Annotated in this window: 17 protein-coding genes; 12 read left to right on the top strand and 5 right to left on the bottom strand. The window is 67.9% G+C overall.

Features of this window, described 5'->3' with window-relative positions:
• Nucleotides 1-22 precede the first annotated feature (22 nt).
• Complete coding sequence (locus ACW17Y_RS16340) at nucleotides 23-1,522, top strand: phosphomannomutase/phosphoglucomutase (protein ID WP_492036723.1); 1,500 nt, start codon at nucleotides 23-25, stop codon at nucleotides 1,520-1,522.
• A gap of 288 nt (nucleotides 1,523-1,810) precedes the next feature.
• Complete coding sequence (locus ACW17Y_RS16335) at nucleotides 1,811-3,112, top strand: FAD/NAD(P)-binding protein (protein ID WP_492036722.1); 1,302 nt, start codon at nucleotides 1,811-1,813, stop codon at nucleotides 3,110-3,112.
• A gap of 132 nt (nucleotides 3,113-3,244) precedes the next feature.
• Here the strand turns inward: ACW17Y_RS16335 and ACW17Y_RS16330 are convergent, their stop codons facing one another.
• Nucleotides 3,245-3,724, bottom strand: coding sequence for an SRPBCC domain-containing protein (locus ACW17Y_RS16330; RefSeq protein ID WP_492036721.1), 480 nt, complete (start codon nucleotides 3,722-3,724; stop codon nucleotides 3,245-3,247).
• 50 nt (nucleotides 3,725-3,774) lie between these two features.
• On the opposite strand from ACW17Y_RS16330, the gene ACW17Y_RS16325 reads away from it, so the two are divergent.
• Nucleotides 3,775-4,104, top strand: coding sequence for an ArsR/SmtB family transcription factor (locus tag ACW17Y_RS16325; RefSeq protein ID WP_492036720.1), 330 nt, complete (start codon nucleotides 3,775-3,777; stop codon nucleotides 4,102-4,104).
• Here ACW17Y_RS16325 and ACW17Y_RS16320 read toward each other — a convergent pair.
• Both ACW17Y_RS16320 and glmM read right to left on the bottom strand, forming a co-directional pair.
• Nucleotides 4,101-4,658 (bottom strand): hypothetical protein, encoded by a 558-nt coding sequence (locus tag ACW17Y_RS16320; RefSeq protein ID WP_492036719.1) that lies wholly within the window; start codon nucleotides 4,656-4,658, stop codon nucleotides 4,101-4,103. The genes ACW17Y_RS16325 and ACW17Y_RS16320 overlap by 4 nt on opposite strands.
• On the bottom strand, nucleotides 4,655-6,007 hold the full coding sequence (gene glmM / locus ACW17Y_RS16315; protein ID WP_492036718.1) for a phosphoglucosamine mutase: 1,353 nt from the start codon (nucleotides 6,005-6,007) through the stop codon (nucleotides 4,655-4,657). Before glmM ends, ACW17Y_RS16320 begins: the two co-directional genes overlap by 4 nt.
• A 126-nt stretch (nucleotides 6,008-6,133) precedes the next feature.
• Between glmM and glmS the strand changes: the two genes are divergently transcribed.
• The 4 genes from glmS to ACW17Y_RS16295 all read left to right on the top strand — a co-directional run bounded on the left by glmS (nucleotide 6,134) and on the right by ACW17Y_RS16295 (nucleotide 11,092).
• Complete coding sequence (glmS, locus tag ACW17Y_RS16310) at nucleotides 6,134-7,951, top strand: glutamine--fructose-6-phosphate transaminase (isomerizing) (protein ID WP_492036717.1); 1,818 nt, start codon at nucleotides 6,134-6,136, stop codon at nucleotides 7,949-7,951.
• 72 nt (nucleotides 7,952-8,023) lie between these two features.
• Entirely contained in the window at nucleotides 8,024-8,902 is an 879-nt protein-coding gene (locus tag ACW17Y_RS16305) for a UTP--glucose-1-phosphate uridylyltransferase (RefSeq protein WP_492036716.1), read from the top strand.
• A gap of 70 nt (nucleotides 8,903-8,972) precedes the next feature.
• Complete coding sequence (locus ACW17Y_RS16300) at nucleotides 8,973-10,217, top strand: NAD-dependent epimerase/dehydratase family protein (RefSeq protein ID WP_492036715.1); 1,245 nt, start codon at nucleotides 8,973-8,975, stop codon at nucleotides 10,215-10,217.
• Between the two features lie 8 nt (nucleotides 10,218-10,225).
• Nucleotides 10,226-11,092 carry an NAD-dependent epimerase/dehydratase family protein gene (locus ACW17Y_RS16295; RefSeq protein ID WP_492036714.1) on the top strand — a complete coding sequence of 289 codons (867 nt, stop codon included), beginning with the start codon at nucleotides 10,226-10,228 and terminating at the stop codon, nucleotides 11,090-11,092.
• A gap of 3 nt (nucleotides 11,093-11,095) precedes the next feature.
• On the opposite strand, the gene ACW17Y_RS16290 is transcribed toward ACW17Y_RS16295, so the two are convergent.
• The gene (locus tag ACW17Y_RS16290) at nucleotides 11,096-11,836 is read right to left on the bottom strand and encodes a DUF6065 family protein (RefSeq protein ID WP_492036713.1); all 741 of its coding nucleotides are present in this window, start codon (nucleotides 11,834-11,836) and stop codon (nucleotides 11,096-11,098) included.
• Between the two features lie 50 nt (nucleotides 11,837-11,886).
• Here ACW17Y_RS16290 and ACW17Y_RS16285 point away from each other — a divergent pair, with 50 nt between their 5' ends.
• From ACW17Y_RS16285 to ACW17Y_RS16270, 4 genes are all read left to right on the top strand, one after another.
• Nucleotides 11,887-12,423 carry a prolyl-tRNA synthetase associated domain-containing protein gene (locus tag ACW17Y_RS16285; protein ID WP_492036712.1) on the top strand — a complete coding sequence of 179 codons (537 nt, stop codon included), beginning with the start codon at nucleotides 11,887-11,889 and terminating at the stop codon, nucleotides 12,421-12,423.
• A 40-nt stretch (nucleotides 12,424-12,463) separates the two neighbouring features.
• The gene (locus ACW17Y_RS16280; RefSeq protein WP_492036711.1) at nucleotides 12,464-13,360 is read left to right on the top strand and encodes a tetratricopeptide repeat protein; all 897 of its coding nucleotides are present in this window, start codon (nucleotides 12,464-12,466) and stop codon (nucleotides 13,358-13,360) included.
• 10 nt (nucleotides 13,361-13,370) lie between these two features.
• A complete protein-coding gene (locus tag ACW17Y_RS16275) occupies nucleotides 13,371-14,030 on the top strand; it encodes an LON peptidase substrate-binding domain-containing protein (RefSeq protein WP_492036710.1) in 660 nt (219 codons plus the stop codon).
• A gap of 80 nt (nucleotides 14,031-14,110) precedes the next feature.
• Nucleotides 14,111-14,305, top strand: a complete 195-nt coding sequence (locus ACW17Y_RS16270) for a Trm112 family protein (protein WP_426038548.1) — start codon at nucleotides 14,111-14,113, stop codon at nucleotides 14,303-14,305.
• A gap of 125 nt (nucleotides 14,306-14,430) precedes the next feature.
• Here ACW17Y_RS16270 and ACW17Y_RS16265 read toward each other — a convergent pair whose 3' ends face one another.
• On the bottom strand, nucleotides 14,431-15,684 hold the full coding sequence (locus ACW17Y_RS16265; protein ID WP_492036709.1) for a UbiH/UbiF/VisC/COQ6 family ubiquinone biosynthesis hydroxylase: 1,254 nt from the start codon (nucleotides 15,682-15,684) through the stop codon (nucleotides 14,431-14,433).
• Nucleotides 15,685-15,808: 124 nt separating this feature from the next.
• Between ACW17Y_RS16265 and ACW17Y_RS16260 the strand changes: the two genes are divergently transcribed.
• On the top strand, nucleotides 15,809-18,226 hold the full coding sequence (locus ACW17Y_RS16260) for an FtsK/SpoIIIE family DNA translocase (RefSeq protein WP_492036708.1): 2,418 nt from the start codon (nucleotides 15,809-15,811) through the stop codon (nucleotides 18,224-18,226).
• Nucleotides 18,227-18,275: the final 49 nt, after the last annotated feature.

Below are 18,275 nucleotides of genomic sequence, written 5' to 3'. Positions count from 1 at the left end.
TCCTGCCTTTCAAGGACATCGCATGCTGAAGCCCCGCCAGGACCTGGTTCCGAACACCTTCGAATTCGAGACCATCCCCCTGGTCAAGCCGACGGGCTTCCGGGAGTACGACGCCCGCTGGATCCTCGAGAAGGAGATCAACCTGCTGGGCATCCAGGCCCTGGGTCTGGCTCTGGCCACCTATGTGCATGAGAACGATATCCAGCCGCGCATCGTCGTCGGACACGACTTCCGCTCCTATTCCTCGACCGTGAAGCACGCCCTGATCATCGGCCTGCTGGAAGGCGGGATGGAGGTTCTGGACGTCGGTCTGGCCCTGTCGCCCATGGCCTATTTCGGCCAGTTCGCGCTGGAGGCGCCCTGCGTCGCCATGGTCACCGCCTCGCACAACGAGAACGGCTGGACCGGCGTGAAGATGGGCACCAACCCGCCCGTCACCTTCGGCCCCGAGGAGATCGGTCGCCTGAAGGAGATCGTTCTGACCGGAACCGGCGTGGCCCGGCCCGGCGGTCGTCTGGAGCGGGTCGAGAACTTCCGCGAACAGTATCTCCAGGAGGTGGTCGGCGACATCAAACTGAGCCGCCCGCTGAAGGTCGTCTGCGCCTGCGGCAACGGCACGGCCGGCGCCTTCGCCCCCGAGGCCCTGCGCCGTATGGGCTGCGAGGTGATCGAGATGGACTGCGACCTCGACTACACCTTCCCCAAATACAATCCGAACCCCGAAGACCACGCCATGCTGATGCAGATGGCCACGCGGGTGAAGGAAACGGGCGCCGACCTCGCCCTGGGCTTCGACGGCGACGGCGACCGCTGCGGCGTGGTGGACAACACCGGCGAGGAAATCTTCGCCGACAAGATCGGCCTGCTGCTGGCCCGCGACCTGTCGGCCCTGCACGCCAACGCCACCTTCGTCGTCGATGTGAAGTCGACCGGCCTCTACAAGACCGACGAGGTCCTGAAGGCCAATGGCGCGACCACGGTCTACTGGAAGACCGGCCACTCCTACATCAAGCGCAAGACCGCCGAACTGGGCGCCTTGGCCGGGTTCGAGAAGTCGGGCCACTTCTTCCTGGCGAACCCGATAGGCCGCGGTTACGACGACGGCCTGGTCGCCGCCGCCGCTGTCCTGCAGATGCTGGACCGCAACCCGGGCAAGACCCTGTTCGATCTCAAGTCGTCCCTGCCGGACGCCTGGACCAGCCTGACCATGTCTCCGCATTGCGACGACGAGATCAAATATGACGTCCTCGCCAGGGTCGTCGCCGAATACGAAAAGCTGGCGGCCGAAGGCGGCTCGATCCTGGGCCGCAAGATCGTCGAGGTCATCACGGTCAACGGCGCCCGGGTCCATCTGGATGACGGGTCGTGGGTCCTGGTCCGCGCCTCGTCGAACAAGCCGGAGATGGTCGTGGTCGTCGAAAGCATGCGGTCCGAGGACGACATGCGCGACCTGTTCCACAAGGAGGTGAAGCCCCGCCTCGCCGCCCACCCGGAAGTCGGCGCCTACAACCAGGAAATCTGACCCTCCTTTCCGCTGACGCCGCGCGCGGACTCAAAAACAGAGTCCGCCGGGTCCGGGGAGTCCGGATGCCTCGCGCCGTTCCACACGTAAGGGGCGAGTGTAAGGGCGTTTCGGGCCGTGATGGATAAAAGGCCTCTCGTTAGAGCCCGGCTCTGATTCCAAAGGCGGATTCGGACGATCCGTTGATGGGTATGACCGGATTTCCTTCTCCCGCAAGGCGAGGGGGCCGCGCAGTTTGACCCCCGGCGCGGCGCGGTCCAGAACCGCCGCAACGGGGCGGGAGGCGGCGTGGCGGGACGGATCGACAGGGTAGCCATCGTTGGCGGAGGTTTCTCCGGCGCCATGCTGGCGGCGCGACTGGCCGAGGCCGGGATCACCTCGACACTGATCAACCGAACGCCGGACTTCGGCCTCGGCGTCGCCTATTCCACGCCGTTCGAGGGGCATCTGCTCAACGTCCGCTCCTCGCGGATGAGCGCCCTGGCCGACCAGCCCGATCATTTCGTGCGTTGGCTGGAAGCGAGCGCGCCCGCCTTTGCCGACCCCGACGGATTCGCGCCGCGCCTGATCTTCGGCCGCTATGTCCAGGCGCGGCTGGCCGAGGTCGAGGCGGCGCATCCGGGCCTGATCCATCGCATCACGGGCGAGGTGGCGAGGGTCGAGACCGACGGCCTCACCCTGTCAGACGGCCGACGCATCGCCTCCGACGCCGTGGTTCTGACCACTGGCAATCCGGCGCCAAAGACGGCCTCCGGCGCCTCGGCCCGCGTGCTGTCCGACCCCTGGGCCCCCGGCGCGCTGGAGGCGATCGGGGCGGACGATGACATCCTGATCGTCGGCACCGGCCTGACCATGGTGGACATGCTGCAGGCGCTGGAAGGACAGGGCTGGCGCGGCCGGGCGCAGGCCCTGTCGCGGCGGGGCCTCCTCCCGCGGGCGCATGCCGACCTGCCCGATCCGCCAGAAGCGCCGAACCCCGCCATGCTGGAAGGCCCGCTCTCGGGGCGGATGAAGGCGTCGCGGGTCGTGGCCCGGAGCGCCGGCTGGCGGGAGATGATGGAGGGGCTGAGGCCGGTCACCGCCGACCTGTGGGCGAAGGCCGATCCGACCACGCGCCGGGCGATCGTCCGGCATCTGAGGCCTTGGTGGGATGTGCATCGCCATCGGATCGCGCCCCGGATCGGCGTCTTCATCGACCGGCTCATGACCGAAGGACGGCTCAGCGTCGTCGCGGGCCGGGTGAAGGGGATCACGGCCGACGACACAGGAGTCCGGCTCGACTGGGTGCGGCGTGGTCAGGCGCAGCCGCCGCTGACCGCCCGCTGGCTGATCGACTGCACCGGTCCGGGCCATGCGCCGGAGGTCGATCCGGTGACCGGACCCTTGCTGACCGGCGGACGGGCGCGGCTGGATCCGCTGCGGCTCGGGCTTGAGCTCGACGCCTCCGGCCGGGTGCTGGCCGCCAACGGGAGCGCCGATCGGCGCCTGTTCGTCCTCGGCCCGCCGGCCCGAGCGGCCTTCTGGGAGACCATCGCGGTGCCGGATATCAGGAAGCGGATCGAGGACGTGGTCGCGGCGCTGAAGGCCTAGAGCATGATCGTTTCTGGTGGACCCGTTTGGCGGGTCCGGCATGAAGCGTGAATCATGCTCTCGCTTAACTCTGAAGCCTGATTCACGGCATCAGCGGAATCGCGAAGCGATTCCACCTCAGCCGATCAGGCTCTAGCGGAAAGCGCCTTCGCGCAGGTTCAGCCCGTGTTCGACGAAAGCCTTCAGACAGGCCAGCATCTGGGTCCAGCCCATGCAATTGCCGTAGGAGGCCTTGAGCCCTGTCGGCGTGTCGCGCCAGCCTTCCTCGCCGATGCGGACCAGGGTGCGCGTATCGCCGTCGAGCGGTGAAAAGCTCATCGTCACCGTGGTCATGTATTTCGCGCCGACCACCGGCTGGCCGTCCTCGGGCACGCCCTCGTTGGCCTCCCACTTCAGAACGATCTTCTCGTCCTGGACGACCTCGACCACCTCGACCGGGAAGGCGCCGGGGAAGTCGGCGAAGTCCCACTGGACCGTGGCTCCGGTTTCCAGCCGCCCGACCGCGCCGCCGGTGGTGAAATAGCCCGAGAGTTTCGCCGGATCGGCGACCGCCTCGAACACCTCGTGGACGGGTTTCGACACCCGCATCGACACCTCGAATTTCAGCGCCATCGTCTCTCTCCGTGGTTGCTGACCGGTTTCATATGTTATAGTCTTATAACATGTCAAACGCCGACGATCTGGACGCCGTGTTCAAGGCCCTGGCCAATCCGGTGCGGCGGCGGCTGCTGGATGCGCTGAAGGACCGGCCCCTGACCACCGGCCAGCTGTGCGAGGCGGAGGAGGGGCTGGATCGCTGCACCGTCATGCAGCATCTGAAGGCGCTGGAGGCGGCGGACCTCATCCTTGTCCGGCGCGAGGGGCGCGAGCGCTGGAACCACCTGAACGCCGAACCCATCAAGGCCGTCCACGACCGCTGGCTGGCGCCCTATACGCGCGGGGCGGTGAAGAAGCTGGCGGAGCTGAAGGAACGGGTGGAGACGGACGCCTAAACGGCGTCGGGCGCATCCGCCGCCCAGCAGCCGTCGAGATCGCGATAGAGCCTCTGAGCCCAATCGGCCAAAGGCGATCCATAGTTGCCTGACATCCTGAGCTCGTAGCCGACCAGTCCGTCCCATGTGGGCCAGCGCGCCCAAAGCGCGAACGTCGCCCCATCCGCAGTCATCCGCATGGGAAACTCGCGTCCAAGCCCCATCACATCGACGCGTGGCGGCTCGACCTCTTCGAGTGCGACAACCAGCGCCTCGACCTGAGGGCAATCCAGGGAATTCGCCCAGGTCGGATCGCTCTCTGTACGGCTGGCTTTGCGGATCGCCAGACCGCGACGTCGCTGGGGATCACCATGGGGCCGATCCCAATAGCTGAAGAATGCGAACCCATCCGCAGGATCACCCCAGGCGCCGTCGACAGTCAGACGCACGAAGGGTTCGTTGGAACCCAGCCTGGCCTCTTCATTCGCACGCTGAAATACGTCGAGGTCCTGAGCTGCGGCTGGCAAGGCGAAAGCGACCACAAACGCCGCGGCGAGCAGCGCCGAGCGGCTCATCCGCCCGCCGCCTTCACCGCCGCCGTGACGTCGGCCACGACGCGCTTCACCAAGGCCCCGTCGTCGCCCTCAGCCATGACGCGGATCAGTTTCTCCGTGCCGGAGGGGCGGACCAGCAGGCGGCCCTGACCCGACAGGGCGGCCTCGGCGTCGGCGATCGCGGCCTTGACCTTCGTGTCGTCCAAAGGCTTGCCCCCGGTGAAGCGGACGTTCTGGAGCAGCTGGGGCACGGGCTCGAACTGGCGGGCCAGTTCGCTCATGGGCTTGCCGCTCTCGACCAGCACCGCCAGCACCTGCAGCGCCGCCATCAGGCCGTCGCCGGTGGTGGCGTGGTCGTGCAGGATCAGGTGGCCGGACTGTTCGCCGCCCAGGTTGAAGCCGCCCTCGCGCATCCGCTCCATGACGTAGCGGTCTCCGACCTTCGTCCGCTCCAGCGTCAGGCCGTCGCCGGTCAGGGCGCGCTCGAGGCCGAGGTTGGACATGACGGTGGCGACCACGCCGCCGCCCTTGAGCAGGCCGCGACGGGCCCAGTCGCGGCCGATCAGGGCCATGATCTGGTCGCCGTCGACGACCTTGCCGTTCTCGTCGCAGACGATCAGCCGGTCGGCGTCGCCGTCGAGGGCGATGCCGATGTCGGCACGGTACTGTTTGACGGCGGCGGCCAGGGTCTCTGGATGGGTCGAGCCGCAGTCGGCGTTGATATTGGTCCCGTTCGGGGACACGCCGACGGCGCAGACCTCGGCCCCCAGTTCGAACAGGGTCGTGGGCGCGACCCGGTAGCCGGCACCGTTGGCGCAGTCGATGGCAATCCGCAGCCCGGCCAGCGACAGGTGGCGCGGGAAGGCGGCCTTGGCGATCTCGATGTAGCGGGGCGGGGCATCGTCGATCCGCTTGACCCGACCCAGTTGATCCGACGCCGCCAGACCCTCGTCGAGGCCGGCGTCCATCATGGCTTCGATCTTCAGTTCGATCTCGTCACTGAGCTTGTAGCCGTCCGGGCCGAACAGCTTGATGCCGTTGTCGGCATAGTCGTTATGCGAGGCCGAGATCATGACCCCGAGATCGGCCCGCATCGAGCGGGTCATCATAGCCACGCCCGGCGTCGGAATCGGGCCGAAGGTGCGCACGTCCATCCCGACCGAGGCGAATCCGGCGACGAGCGCGGGCTCGATCATATAGCCCGACAGGCGGGTGTCCTTTCCGATGACCACCAGATGGCGGCGATCGTCGCCCGACATGAACAACTTTCCGGCCGCCAGACCGACGCGCAGGGCGATCTCGGCCGTCATCGGGCTGCTGTTGGCCCGCCCCCGAATGCCATCGGTCCCGAAATATTTGCGCTCGCCCATAACCGGCTCTCCGTGTTCGGAAATCTTCCGAAACCGCTTATTAGGTGCCGGACACTAACGGCTTCACTAGAGCAGACGACACCAGTCGTCATCCTCGACCGAACCTTCCAGAACGAGCATCCCAGAATGTGCGGCATCATCGGCATCGTCGGAACCCAGCCCGTCGCGGATCGCCTGGTCGAAAGCCTGAAGCGGCTGGAGTACCGCGGCTATGACTCGGCAGGGATCGCCGCCCAGGTGAACGGGCTGCTGGAGCGCCGCCGCGCGCCCGGCAAGCTGAAAGAGCTGGAAAAGGTGCTGGCGGCCAACCCGCTCAGCGCCACGACCGGTATCGGCCACACCCGCTGGGCCACCCACGGCGCCCCGACCGAGGCCAACGCCCACCCTCACATCGCCGGCCGCGTCGCCGTGGTCCACAACGGCATCATCGAGAATTTCGCCGAGCTGAAGGCTGAGCTGATCGCCGCCGGCCGCGTCTTTTCCTCACAGACAGATACCGAGGTGGTCGCCCATCTGCTCGATTCAGAACTGGCGACCGGCCTTTCGCCGCTTGAGGCCTTCAAGGCGACGCTGGACCGGCTGTCGGGGGCCTTCGCCCTCTGCGTGCTGATCTCGGGCGAGGATGAGGTCATCCTGGCGGCTCGCAACGGCCCGCCGCTGGCTGTCGGTCACGGCGACGGAGAGATGTTCATCGGCTCGGACGGCCTGGCGCTGGGGCCCTTCACCAACAGGGTCACCTATCTGGAAGACGGCGACTACGTCATCGCGACCCATGACGGCGCCCGGATATTCGATGGCTCGGGCGCCGAGGTCGAGAGGCCGATCAAGACCGTGCCCGCGTCCGCCGTCCTGATGGAGAAGGGCAACTACCGGCACTTCATGGAAAAGGAGATCCATGACCAGCCGGAAGGGTGCCAGCGCACGATCGCCGCCTATGTCGACACCCTGACCGACCACACCAGGGTCGAGGGCGTGGATTTCGCCGCGCTGGACCGGATCCAGATCGTCGCCTGCGGCACCTCCTGGATTGCCGGAATGATCGGTCGGTACCTGATCGAGGATCTCGCCGACCTGCCCGTAGACGTCGAGATCGCCTCCGAGTTCCGCTACCGCAATCCGTCCCTGCGGCCCAATGCGCTGGCCATCGCCATGTCGCAGTCGGGCGAGACCGCCGACACCCTGGCCGCCTTCCGTCATTGCGCCCAGGCCGGGATGAAGACGGCGGCCATCGTCAACGCCACGGAATCAACGATTGCCCGCGAGGCCGACGTCGTCTGGCCGATCCATTGCGGACCCGAGATCGGCGTCGCCTCGACCAAGGCCTTCACCGCCCAGGTCTCGGTCATGATCGCCATCGCCATCGCGGCCGCCAGGGCGCGCGGCCGCATCGACGACGCCGAAGAGCAGCGACTGGTCCGCGTCCTGCTGGAGGCGCCGCGCCTGATCGCCGAGGCCATCGGGCTGGAAGATGCGCTCAAGGACATCGCCGTCGAGATCGCCAAGGCGAAAGACGTCCTCTACCTCGGCCGCGGGCCGATGTCGGCGCTGGCCCTCGAAGGCGCGCTGAAGCTGAAGGAGATCAGCTATATCCACGCCGAGGGCTATGCCGCAGGGGAGCTGAAGCACGGGCCGATCGCACTGGTCGACGAGGCGACCCCGATCATCATCCTCGCGCCGTTTGATTCGTGGTTCGAAAAATCGGCTTCAAACATGAGCGAGGTCATGGCGCGCGGCGGCCAGGTGGTCTTCATCACCGATCCCGAAGGGGCGAAACACGCGCCGGCGGGCGCGAAGGTGGTGGTAACGGCTCCGGCCTGCGACCCGCTGATCTCGGCCCTGGTCATGTCCGCACCGATCCAGCTGCTGGCCTATCACGTGGCCGTGGTGAAGGGCGCTGACGTGGATCAGCCCCGGAATCTCGCCAAGTCCGTCACCGTCGAATAGCGAAATCGCGCGCGCGGGGCTGTGAAACGTCGCGGCGCGCGTTAGCCTGCGAACCGCTGTCTGGGAGCCATCATGAGTTCGTCATCGTCCCGCGTCCGCAAGGCTGTCCTTCCCGTCGCCGGTCTGGGCACCCGTGTCCTGCCAGCGGCCAAGACGACGCCGAAGAACATGCTCAATGTGTTCGACCGGCCGATCCTGTCGCACATCGTCGAGGAGGCCCGCGCCTCCGGCATCGAGCACATGATCTTCGTGGTCGGGCGCGGTCAGGGCTCGATCGAGGACTATTTCGACCACGCCTACGAGATGGAAGCCATTCTCAAGGCCAAGGGCAAGGACGACATCCTGCTCCAGGTCGTCGCCGACCTGCCGAAGCCCGGCGAAATGAGCTTCGTGCGCCAGATGGCGCCGCTGGGTCTGGGCCACGCCGTCTTCTGCGCCCGGGACCTGATCGGCGACGAGCCGTTCGCCGTGATGCTGGCCGACATGCTGATGATGGCCGAGACGCCCGCCTTGAAACAGGCCATCGACGCTCACAACCAGACCGGCGGAAACGTGGTGGTGGTCGAGCCGGCGCCGGACGGCGAGACACACAAATACGGCATCGTGGCTCTCGATGGTCGCGAGAGCCGTCTGAACCGGATGACGGGCATGGTCGAGAAGCCGCCCTTGGGGACCGAGCCGTCGAACCTGTTCATCTCGGGCCGCTACGTCCTGACGCCCGACATCTTCCCCCTGCTGGCCGACCAGCAGACGGGGGCGGGCGGCGAGATCCAGCTGACCGACGCCATGGCGCGGCTGATGAAGGTCCGGGATTTCCACGCCCTGGAATACGAGGGAACGACCTTCGACTGCGGCGACCCCGTGGGGTTGCTGCGGGCCAATGTGGCCTATGGGCTGAAACACGCAGGCCTCGGCGCTGCGGCGCGTGCGGCGATAACGCCCCTGCTGTGATCCACCGCTCCGCTTTGCTCCGACCCCCGGCTTCGGCTACGCAAGGTCTCGGGGCGGAGGAAAAGACGCGATGAAGGTACTGGTTCTGGGCGGCGACGGCTTCTGTGGCTGGCCCACGGCGCTGCATCTGTCGGCACGCGGCTGGGACGTGATCGTCGTCGACAACCTCAGCCGACGGAACATCGACAACGAGCTGGAGGTCCAGTCCCTGACCCCCATCCGGACCATGGGCGAGCGGATCGCCGCCTGGAAAGAGGTCTCCGGCCGCGAGATCGGTTTCGTCAACATGACGGTCGGCAAGGAGTTCGACCGGCTCGTCGCCCTGATCCTGGACGAGAGGCCCGACTCGGTCGTCCATTTCGCCGAACAGCGGGCCGCCCCCTATTCGATGAAGTCGGCGCGGCACAAGCTCTACACCGTCGACAACAACCTGAACGCCACCAACCACCTGCTGGCGGCCATCGTGGAGAGCGGGCTGGACGTCCACCTGGCCCACCTCGGGACCATGGGGGTCTATGGCTACACCACCGCCGGGCTGCGGATTCCGGAGGGCTATCTGAAGGTCACGGTCCAGACCGACTTCGGGCCCACCGAGCAGGAAATCCTGTTCCCGCCGAACCCGGGCTCGATCTACCACATGACCAAGACCCAGGACGCGCTGCTTTTCCAGTTCTACGCCAAGAATGACGGGGTGCGGATCACCGACCTGCACCAGGGCATCGTCTGGGGCGCCCAGACCGAGGAGACCCGCAAGGACGAGCGGCTGATCAACCGGTTCGACTATGACGGCGACTACGGCACGGTGCTGAACCGGTTCCTGATGCAGGGCGCGCTCGGCTATCCGCTGACCGTGCACGGCACGGGCGGCCAGACCCGGGCCTTCATCCACATCCAGGACACGGTCCGCTGCGTCGAACTGGCGCTGAAGAACCCGCCGGAGAAGGGCGAACGGGTCAAGATCCTCAACCAGATGACCGAGAGCCATCGCGTCCGCGACCTGGCCGCCATGGTCGCCGGAATGACGGGCGCCGAGGTGCACAATGTCGCCAATCCCCGGCTGGAGGCTGACGAGAACGAACTCGTCGTCGCCAACGACCAGTTCCGCGACCTGGGCCTCAAGCCGATCACCCTGGCCGAGGGGCTGATGGCGGATGTCACCGACATCGCGCGGCGTTACGCCGACCGGGCCGACCGGTCGAAGATCCCCTGCGTGTCCGCCTGGAACGGCAAGCGGGCGGAAGCCCTCCGGACTGCGCCGGAACCGGCATCCACCCCGACGCCCGCCCCCCCGCGCGCGAAGGCGCGGGTCGGCTGATCCCCGGAATGGCGCAAAAGTCCCTGCTGGTTTTCGGCGCCGGCTATCTCGGTCGGGCCGCGCTGGCCGAAGCGAACGCGCGCGGCCTGTCCGTGGCGGCGACCTCCCGGGACCCGGAACGCCGGGCCGGGCTTGAGGCTGACGGCATCACCGCTGTCGATCCTGCAGACACGACGGCCCTTGCGACCGTGGTCGGTCAGGCCTCCGCCATCCTCGTGACCGCTCCCCCTGAAGGCCAGGGTTGCCCCGGGGCGATGGCCCTTCTGCCTGCGCTGAGTGAGGCGCAGGCCTATCCCGACTGGATCGGCTACGTCTCCTCGACTGCCGTCTATGGCGACCGGAACGGCGGCTGGGTGTTCGAGGACGACGCCCTGAACGCCGCCAGCCTGGAGGGCGCGCGTCGCGTCCGGGCCGAGGCGGACTGGCTCGATGCCGGACGGGGCATGGGTTTGACGGTGCAGGTGTTCCGGCTGCCGGCCATCTACGGCCCCGGCCGTTCGGTGGTGGACCGTTTGCGCGACGGCACGGCCCGGATCGTCAGGAAGCCCGGCCAGGTCTTCAACCGGGTCTATGTCGAGGACGCCGTCGCCGGCCTGTTCGCCTCGATGGAGCGTCCCCGGCCCGGCGCGGCCTACAACCTTACAGATGACGCCCCGTCGCCCGTCGATGTGGTGATGGCCGACGCCGCGCGACGCATGGGACTGCCCCAGCCGCCCGAGGTCGACTGGACCGACCCCTCGGTGTCGGAGGGGATGCGGCGCTTCTATCTCGACTCGAAACGCATCTCGAACGCCCGCGCCAAGGCCGAACTCGGCTGGCGACCCGCCTATCCGTCCTGGCGCGAGGGACTGGAGGCGATTCTCGCCTCCAGATGAGGTCTATCCCACCCGCGGGGTCTTCAGCCTCCGCTTGTTCGCATGCGTCTCCGGCGCGGAGCCCAGGGCCTCGGGGATCTCGCCCTTGAAGTAGAACCTCTGCCAGGCCTCCTTGGCCGCATCGGGATCGCCCGAAGCCAGACGGGTGTTGAAGTCTGTGCGCTGGCGGTTCCAGGCCTCGAACTGGCCCTTCATCACCGGGTTGGACTCCAGCGTGCGGATCACCGGCTGGACCGCCTCCATCTTGCGATGCTCGACCAGGTGGATGAAGCAGAAGGGCTCGCCGCGTTCGAACTTCACCCGCCCCGGCCGCGTGAACAGCCAGTTCATGGTGAAGGGGAAGGGCAGCCAGTCGGTCTCGATCAGCCCGACCAGCGGCTGGATGCCGTCCTTCATGTGGTTGGGCGACCCCGAACAGATCATCCCCCAGCCTGGCGGCGTGCGGAACAGATACTGGGGATGCATGGTCAGGACCCCGCGCGAGAAGTGCGAGGTGACGAAATGGTCGAGCTCGGGCTGGGGCCGCTCGGGCGTGATGGTGATGTCGGACTGCGACGGTCCGCCGTTCCACTCGGCCGTGAAGGTGAAGGGGCACAGGATCTCCCACCCCGTCGTATTGGCCATGGTCAGGGGCAGGCAGCGATAGGGATGCCGGCTGACGAAGGCGTCCATCCAGTTCCGCGACTGACGCCCGGGCACCAGATCCGGCGGCCGGGCCGACATGGGGTAGCATTCCAGTTCCAAGGCGGCGCTCCGGCAGGTATCCAACGGGATCATACCTAGCCCGGCCCGCCATGACCGCTCAACCTGCCTATGACCGAGACAGACTGATCGCCTGGATGGCCGAGCGGGGCATCGAGCAGACGACCCGTGACCACCCCGCCGTCTTCACCGTCGACGAGGGCCACGAGATCAAGGCCGCCATGCCCGGCGCCCACACCAAGAACCTGTTCCTCAAGGACAAGAAGGGCCGGCTGTGGCTGATTTCGGCCCGTCAGGACACGGTCATCGACCTCAAGGCCGCGCCCCGCACCATCGGCTCGGACCGGGTGTCGTTCGGCAACGAGGTGCTGATGTACGAGACCCTGGGCGTTCGGCCCGGGTCGGTCACGGCGCTGGGGCTGATCAACGACGTCGACCGGCGCGTGACCTTCGTGATCGACAGGCGGCTGTGGGAGGCCGACATCGTCAACTTCCACCCCCTGACCAATACGGCGACGACGGCCCTGACACAGGCGGCGTTCCTGCGGTTCATGAAAGAGATCAGGCGCGCGCCGCTGGTGATCGACTTCTCCGCAGACTTGCCGCCGGCCGCCCCCGCGACCATCTGAGCCCTTCCGCGTTACCGACCCTGAGCCGCATAGAGATCCGATGACCCTCGCCGATACCCCGACCTCCGCCGACGACCTGATCAAGGACGGCTCCGACGCCGGCTTCATGGAGGACGTGATCGCCCAGTCGAAGATCCAGCCGGTCATCGTCGACTTCTGGGCCACCTGGTGCGGACCCTGCCGGACCCTGACCCCGGCGCTCGAAAAACAGGTCCGGGCGGCCGGCGGCGCGGTGAAACTGGTCAAGATCGACGTCGACAAGAACCCCGCCTACGCCGGCCAGTTGCGGGTCCAGTCGATCCCGACCGTCTATGCCTTCGTCGACGGCCAGCCGGTCGACGGCTTCCAGGGCGCGGTGCCGGAAAGCCAGATCAAGGCCTTCATCGAGAAGCTGTCGGGTGGCGCGGGCGTCAACACCGACGTCGAACAACTCCTGGGGCTGGGCGAGGAATCGCTGGGCCTGTCGGACTTCGGCGGCGCGGCGCAGGCCTTCGCCCACGTCCTGACCATGGAGCCCGACAACCAGAAGGCCATCGCCGGCATGGCGCGCGTCTATCTGGCCGGCGGCGACGCCGATCAGGCGCGCCAGACCATCGCCATGGCCCCCCAGGATTCGACCGAGCCCTCCGTCGTCACCGTCCGTGCCCAGCTGGCCCTGTCGTCGAGCGCCCCCACGGCCGAGACCGCCGCGCTTGAAGCGAAGGTGAAGGCCGATCCGAACGACCATCAGGCCCGCTATGACCTGGCCCTGGCCCAGGCCGCCGACGGCGACCTGAAGGCCGCGGCGACCAGCCTGCTCGACATCGTCGCCGCCGACCGCGAATGGAACGGCCAGGCGGCGCGCAAACATCTTCTGGTCGTGTTCGAGGCCGCCGGCCTGTCGTCCGACGTCGCAAAGGACGGGCGTCGCCGCCTGTCCTCGATCCTGTTCTCGTAAAGGCGTCCGGATGGCTCAGGGCTATGTGAAGGCCGTCGACCTGCCGCAGGTGATCCCCGTCTTTCCGTTGCCGGGGGCCATCCTGTTGCCACGCGGTCAGCTGCCGCTGAACATCTTCGAGCCGCGCTATCTGAACATGATCGACGACGCCATGGCGGGCGAACGGATGCTGGGCATGATCCAGCCGACCGGCGGTTCGGCTCAGCTGCCCAGCCTGTCTGCGGTCGGCTGCGCCGGGCGGATCACCAGTTTCGCCGAGACCTCGGACGGTCGCTACCTGATCACCCTGACCGGGATCGCCCGCTTCCGCATCACCACCGAACTGCCCAGCCAGACCCCCTATCGCCAGGTCCGCGCCGCCTTCGCCCCGTTCGAGGCCGACCTGTCGGCGCCGCACGAGGGCGAGGCCTTCGATCGTCCGGCCTTCCTCGCCGGGCTGAAAACCTATCTGGAGCGCCGCCAGCTCGAGATCGACTGGGAGACGGCCGAGGCCGCGCCTCAGGAGGCCCTGATCAACAGCCTGTCGATGGCCCTGCCGTTCGAACCGGCGGAGAAACAGGCCCTGCTGGAGTCCCCTGCGCTCGACGACCGCGTCGACGTCCTCACCGCCCTGATGCGCATCGACGCGGCCGAGACCGGCGACGGCGACACGCCGACGTCGATGCAGTAGACAGAAACCTTCTCCGATCCAGCAGAGGACCGGGCTCAAGCAGCAAGCGCCCGCGGCGCGAGCGGTAGCCCTCTACAAAAATGAGCGACGCATTTCACACCCCGTCATCCGTTGATCCGCGCCTGCTGGAAGTCCTCGTCTGCCCGATCACGCGCGGTCGGCTGGACTACGACCGCGAGGCCAATGAGTTGATCTCCAAAGGGGCGAAGCTGGCCTTCCCGATCCGCGACGGCGTGCCGATCATGCTGCCGGAAGAAGCGCGGCAGCTGGATTAGAAGTCCTCCCTCATTGGGGGAGGTGGCTCGAAGCGAAGAGACGGAGGGGGCTCGCTCCAGACTCCGGCATGCGCGGCTAGCCCCCTCCACCGCTTCGCGGTCCCCCTCCCCCATAGGGGGAGGATTTAGACCAGCTCCCCCCGGAGCAGCTTCGGCAGGTCCCCTGTCGCCCCGCCAGCCTCGCGCATGAAGGCGCGGCGGAGGGGGCCGATGCGATTCACCGCTGCCATGCCAAGGTCGCGGGCGAGACGCACAGGCGGCAAATCGTTGGAGAACAGCCGCACGAAGCCGTCAAACCCGGCGGCCAGGGCGACGTTGTCGAACCGGCGCCAGCGGGCGTAGCGGTCCAGCACCACAGCCGACCCGATATCCTCGCCCAGCCGCATCGCCTCGATCAGCACCTCGGCGAGGGCGGCGGCGTCCTTCAGCCCCATGTTCAGGCCCTGACCCGCGACCGGATGCACCCCGTGGGCCGCGTCGCCGATCAGGGCGGTGCGCGGGGCGGTCAGTTTGGTGGCCAGTTCCAGCGCGAGCGGATAGACGAACCTCGGCCCCTCGGGCGTCGCGCCGTCGAGGAACTCGCCGAAACGGCGGCTCAGGTGGGACTGGAAGGCCTCGTCGGAACAGACCTTCAGCGCCTCGGCCGCTTTCGTGGTCTCGGTCCAGACGAGGCTGGCGCGTTGCTCGGTCAGGGGCAGGATGGCGAACGGGCCGTGCGGCAGGAAGTATTCATGGGCGACATTGCCATGGTCGCGGCCGAGCCGGGCCGTGGCGACGACACCCGACTGGCCGTAACCCCAGCCGACGGTCTCGATCCCGGCGGCCTTGCGCACCTTCGAGCCCCGCCCCTCGGCGCCGACGACCACCGGGGCGCTGATGACCGAGCCGTCGGCGAGGGTCACGCGCGCGGCGGGGTTCGTCTGTTCGACCCCGACCACCGAGCCGGGCGTGCGCAGATCGATGTCGGTCGCCGTGACCGCCTCGGCGAGCGCCGACCGGATGCGCCGGTTCTCGACCATGTAGCCGAGCGGCTCGCCGCCGTTGGCGTCGCCGATCTCGTCGGCTTCGAAGCGCAGGAAGGCCGGCGAGGCCGCCTTCGACGCCGCGCCCGGACGACGGCCGTCGGTGACCAGAATGCGGTCCATCCGGCAGGCATGCGGCCGCATGGCCTCTCCGACGCCGAGCGTGTCCAGCATCCGGAAGGTCGACCAGGCGATCGCGGTCGATCGCCCGTCGAACGTTGACGCCAGCTGGGCCGAAAATGGCTGGGGATCGATCATGGCGACCCTGAGCCCCCCCCGCGCCGCCGCCAGCGCGAACGTCGCGCCCGCCATGCCGGCGCCGGCGACAATGACATCGTGGGTGTGGGGGGAGGCCATGGCCGCTTGTCGCGCCGCCGGGGCCTCGCGTCCAGTGGCGAGGGGTCGCAGCAGTCGGCGAGGTAAACAGCCCCTTAACCCTGAGCCTGCGACACTGGTCTCCAAGTCCGTCCGGAGCCTCTGCATGTCCGCAGCCCTCGCCATCAGCCAGCGCGCCATCCTGGGCGCCCTCATGATCTGGGACGCGCCCTTCATGGTGCGTTTTCGCGGCGTGCTGCAGGCCCTGCTGGCGACCCTGCTGGTCGTGGCCCTGGTGTCGTGGAACCCGGCCGATCCGAGCCTGAACGCGGCCTCCTCGACCGCCCCGACCAACTGGCTGGGCGCCAACGGCGCCCTGTTCGCCGATGTCTTCATGCAGTCGCTGGGCCTCGCCGCCTGGCCGGCCGCCGCCCTGACCGTCGCCTTCGGCCTGGCCGCCGCCATCGGCGACGCGATCCAGCAGCGCCTCAAGCCGACGCCGTTGAAGGCTCTCGCGGCCTCGGGCGGTGTGCTCAGCCTGTCCGCCGCCCTCTCGGCCCTCGCCGCGCCGACCGCCTGGCCGCTGGCGGCCGGTCTGGGCGGTCTGTGGGGCGACGGGGTCATCGGACTGGTCGATTCCGGCTTCCGCGCCCTCGGCGTGCCCGGCGGCGAGATCATCGGCGGCATCGCCTTCCTCGCCTTCGGCCTGTGGGCCTGCGGCTACGCGGTGGGCCTGCGTCTCAACGACTTCGCCGAGGGCGTCGCCTGGGCCTCGGGTCTTCGTCGCGCCGCCGAGCCCGCGACGCCTGCACGTCGCCGTCCCGTCCGGCCTGCGCAGGAAGCCGAAGCCACGCCCGCGCGCGCACCCCGCCGCGCCGCCAAACTGGAACTGCCCGACTACGACGCGGCGGACGCCGGGGCCGATACGCCCCTGCCTTGGGACGAGCCGGTCCCCACCCCGGCCTGTGCCGCCCCGCGCGCGGCCGAAAACGAGATCAAGGTCGCCGCGCCAAAGCCTGCCAAGGCCTCGAAGAAGACGATCGACGACGACCAGGCCGTGTTCGACTTCGTGCGGCCGGAGGGCGACTTCTCCCTGCCGCCGCTCGGCATGCTGGCCAAGCCCCAGGCCCGCGTCGGCATGGTCGACGAGACGGCCCTGAAGCAGAACGCCAGGATGCTGGAGGGCGTGCTCGCCGAGTTCGGGGTCAAGGGCGTCATCGACCAGATCCGCCCCGGCCCTGTGGTCACCCTCTACGAACTGGTCCCGGCGCCCGGTGTGAAGCACGGCCGGGTCGTCGCCCTCTCCGACGACATCGCCCGCTCGATGAGCGCCCGCGCCTGCCGTATCAGCGTCGTTCCGAACCGGAACGCCATCGGCATCGAACTGCCCAATCTGAAGCGCGAGACCGTCTATCTCAGGGACCTGCTGGCCTCGTCCGAATACGGCAAGCCGGCCCACATCCTGCCGCTGGCCCTGGGTGAGACCATCGGCGGCGACCCCTATGTGGCGGACCTGGCGCGCATGCCGCACCTCTTGATCGCCGGCACCACCGGATCGGGCAAGTCTGTGGGGGTCAACGCCATGATCCTGTCGATCCTCTATCGGCTGAGCCCGGCCGAATGCCGCTTCATCATGATCGATCCCAAGATGCTGGAGCTGTCGGTCTATGACGGCATCCCGCACCTGCTGGCCCCGGTGGTCACCGATCCGAAGAAGGCCGTCGTCGCCCTGAAATGGACGGTGCGCGAGATGGAGGACCGCTATCGCCGCATGTCCAAGCTCGGCGTCCGCAACGTCGCCAGCTACAATGAGCGCGCCCGCGAGGCCCAGGCCAAGGGCGAGCATTTTGAACGCACGGTCCAGACCGGCTTCGACGATCAGGGCCGCCCGGTGTTCGAGAGCGAAAAGATTCGCCCCGAGCCCATGCCCTATCTCGTCGTGGTCATGGACGAGATGGCCGACCTGATGCTGGTCGCCGGCAAGGACGTGGAGGGCGCGGTCCAGCGTCTGGCCCAGATGGCCCGCGCCGCCGGCATCCACCTGATCATGGCCACCCAGCGCCCGTCGGTGGACGTCATCACCGGCACGATCAAGGCCAACTTCCCGACCCGGATCTCCTTCCAGGTCACCTCCAAGATCGACAGCCGCACCATCCTCGGCGAACAGGGCGGCGAACAGCTGCTCGGCCAGGGCGACATGCTCTACATGGCCGGCGGCGGCCGCATCACCCGCCTGCACGGGCCCTTCGTGACGGACCAGGAGGTCGAGGAGGTCTGCAAACACCTGCGCAGCCAGGCCGAGCCCGACTATCTCGACCTGATCACCGACGATCCGGACGGCGACGGCGACAACGCCTTCGACGAAGGCGGCAACAGCTCCTCTGGCGACGACCTTTACGACCGCGCCGTGGCCGTGGTCACGCGCGACCGCAAGGCCTCGACCTCCTACGTCCAGCGCCGCCTGCAGATCGGCTACAACCGCGCCGCCTCCCTGATCGAGCGGATGGAACAGGAAGGCGTCGTCTCCGCCGCCAACCATGCAGGCAAGCGGGATATCCTGGCCGGTCCGCCGCCGATGGCGTGATCTTGCTCCCTCCCCTTTAATAGGGCGGGAGAAGGCTTGCTGGAACCTT

It is taken from the genome of Brevundimonas sp. AVps7 (genome assembly GCF_058681545.1).
Note: the sequence above shows the minus strand (reverse complement) of the source record. Positions and strands in the feature narration are given on the sequence as shown.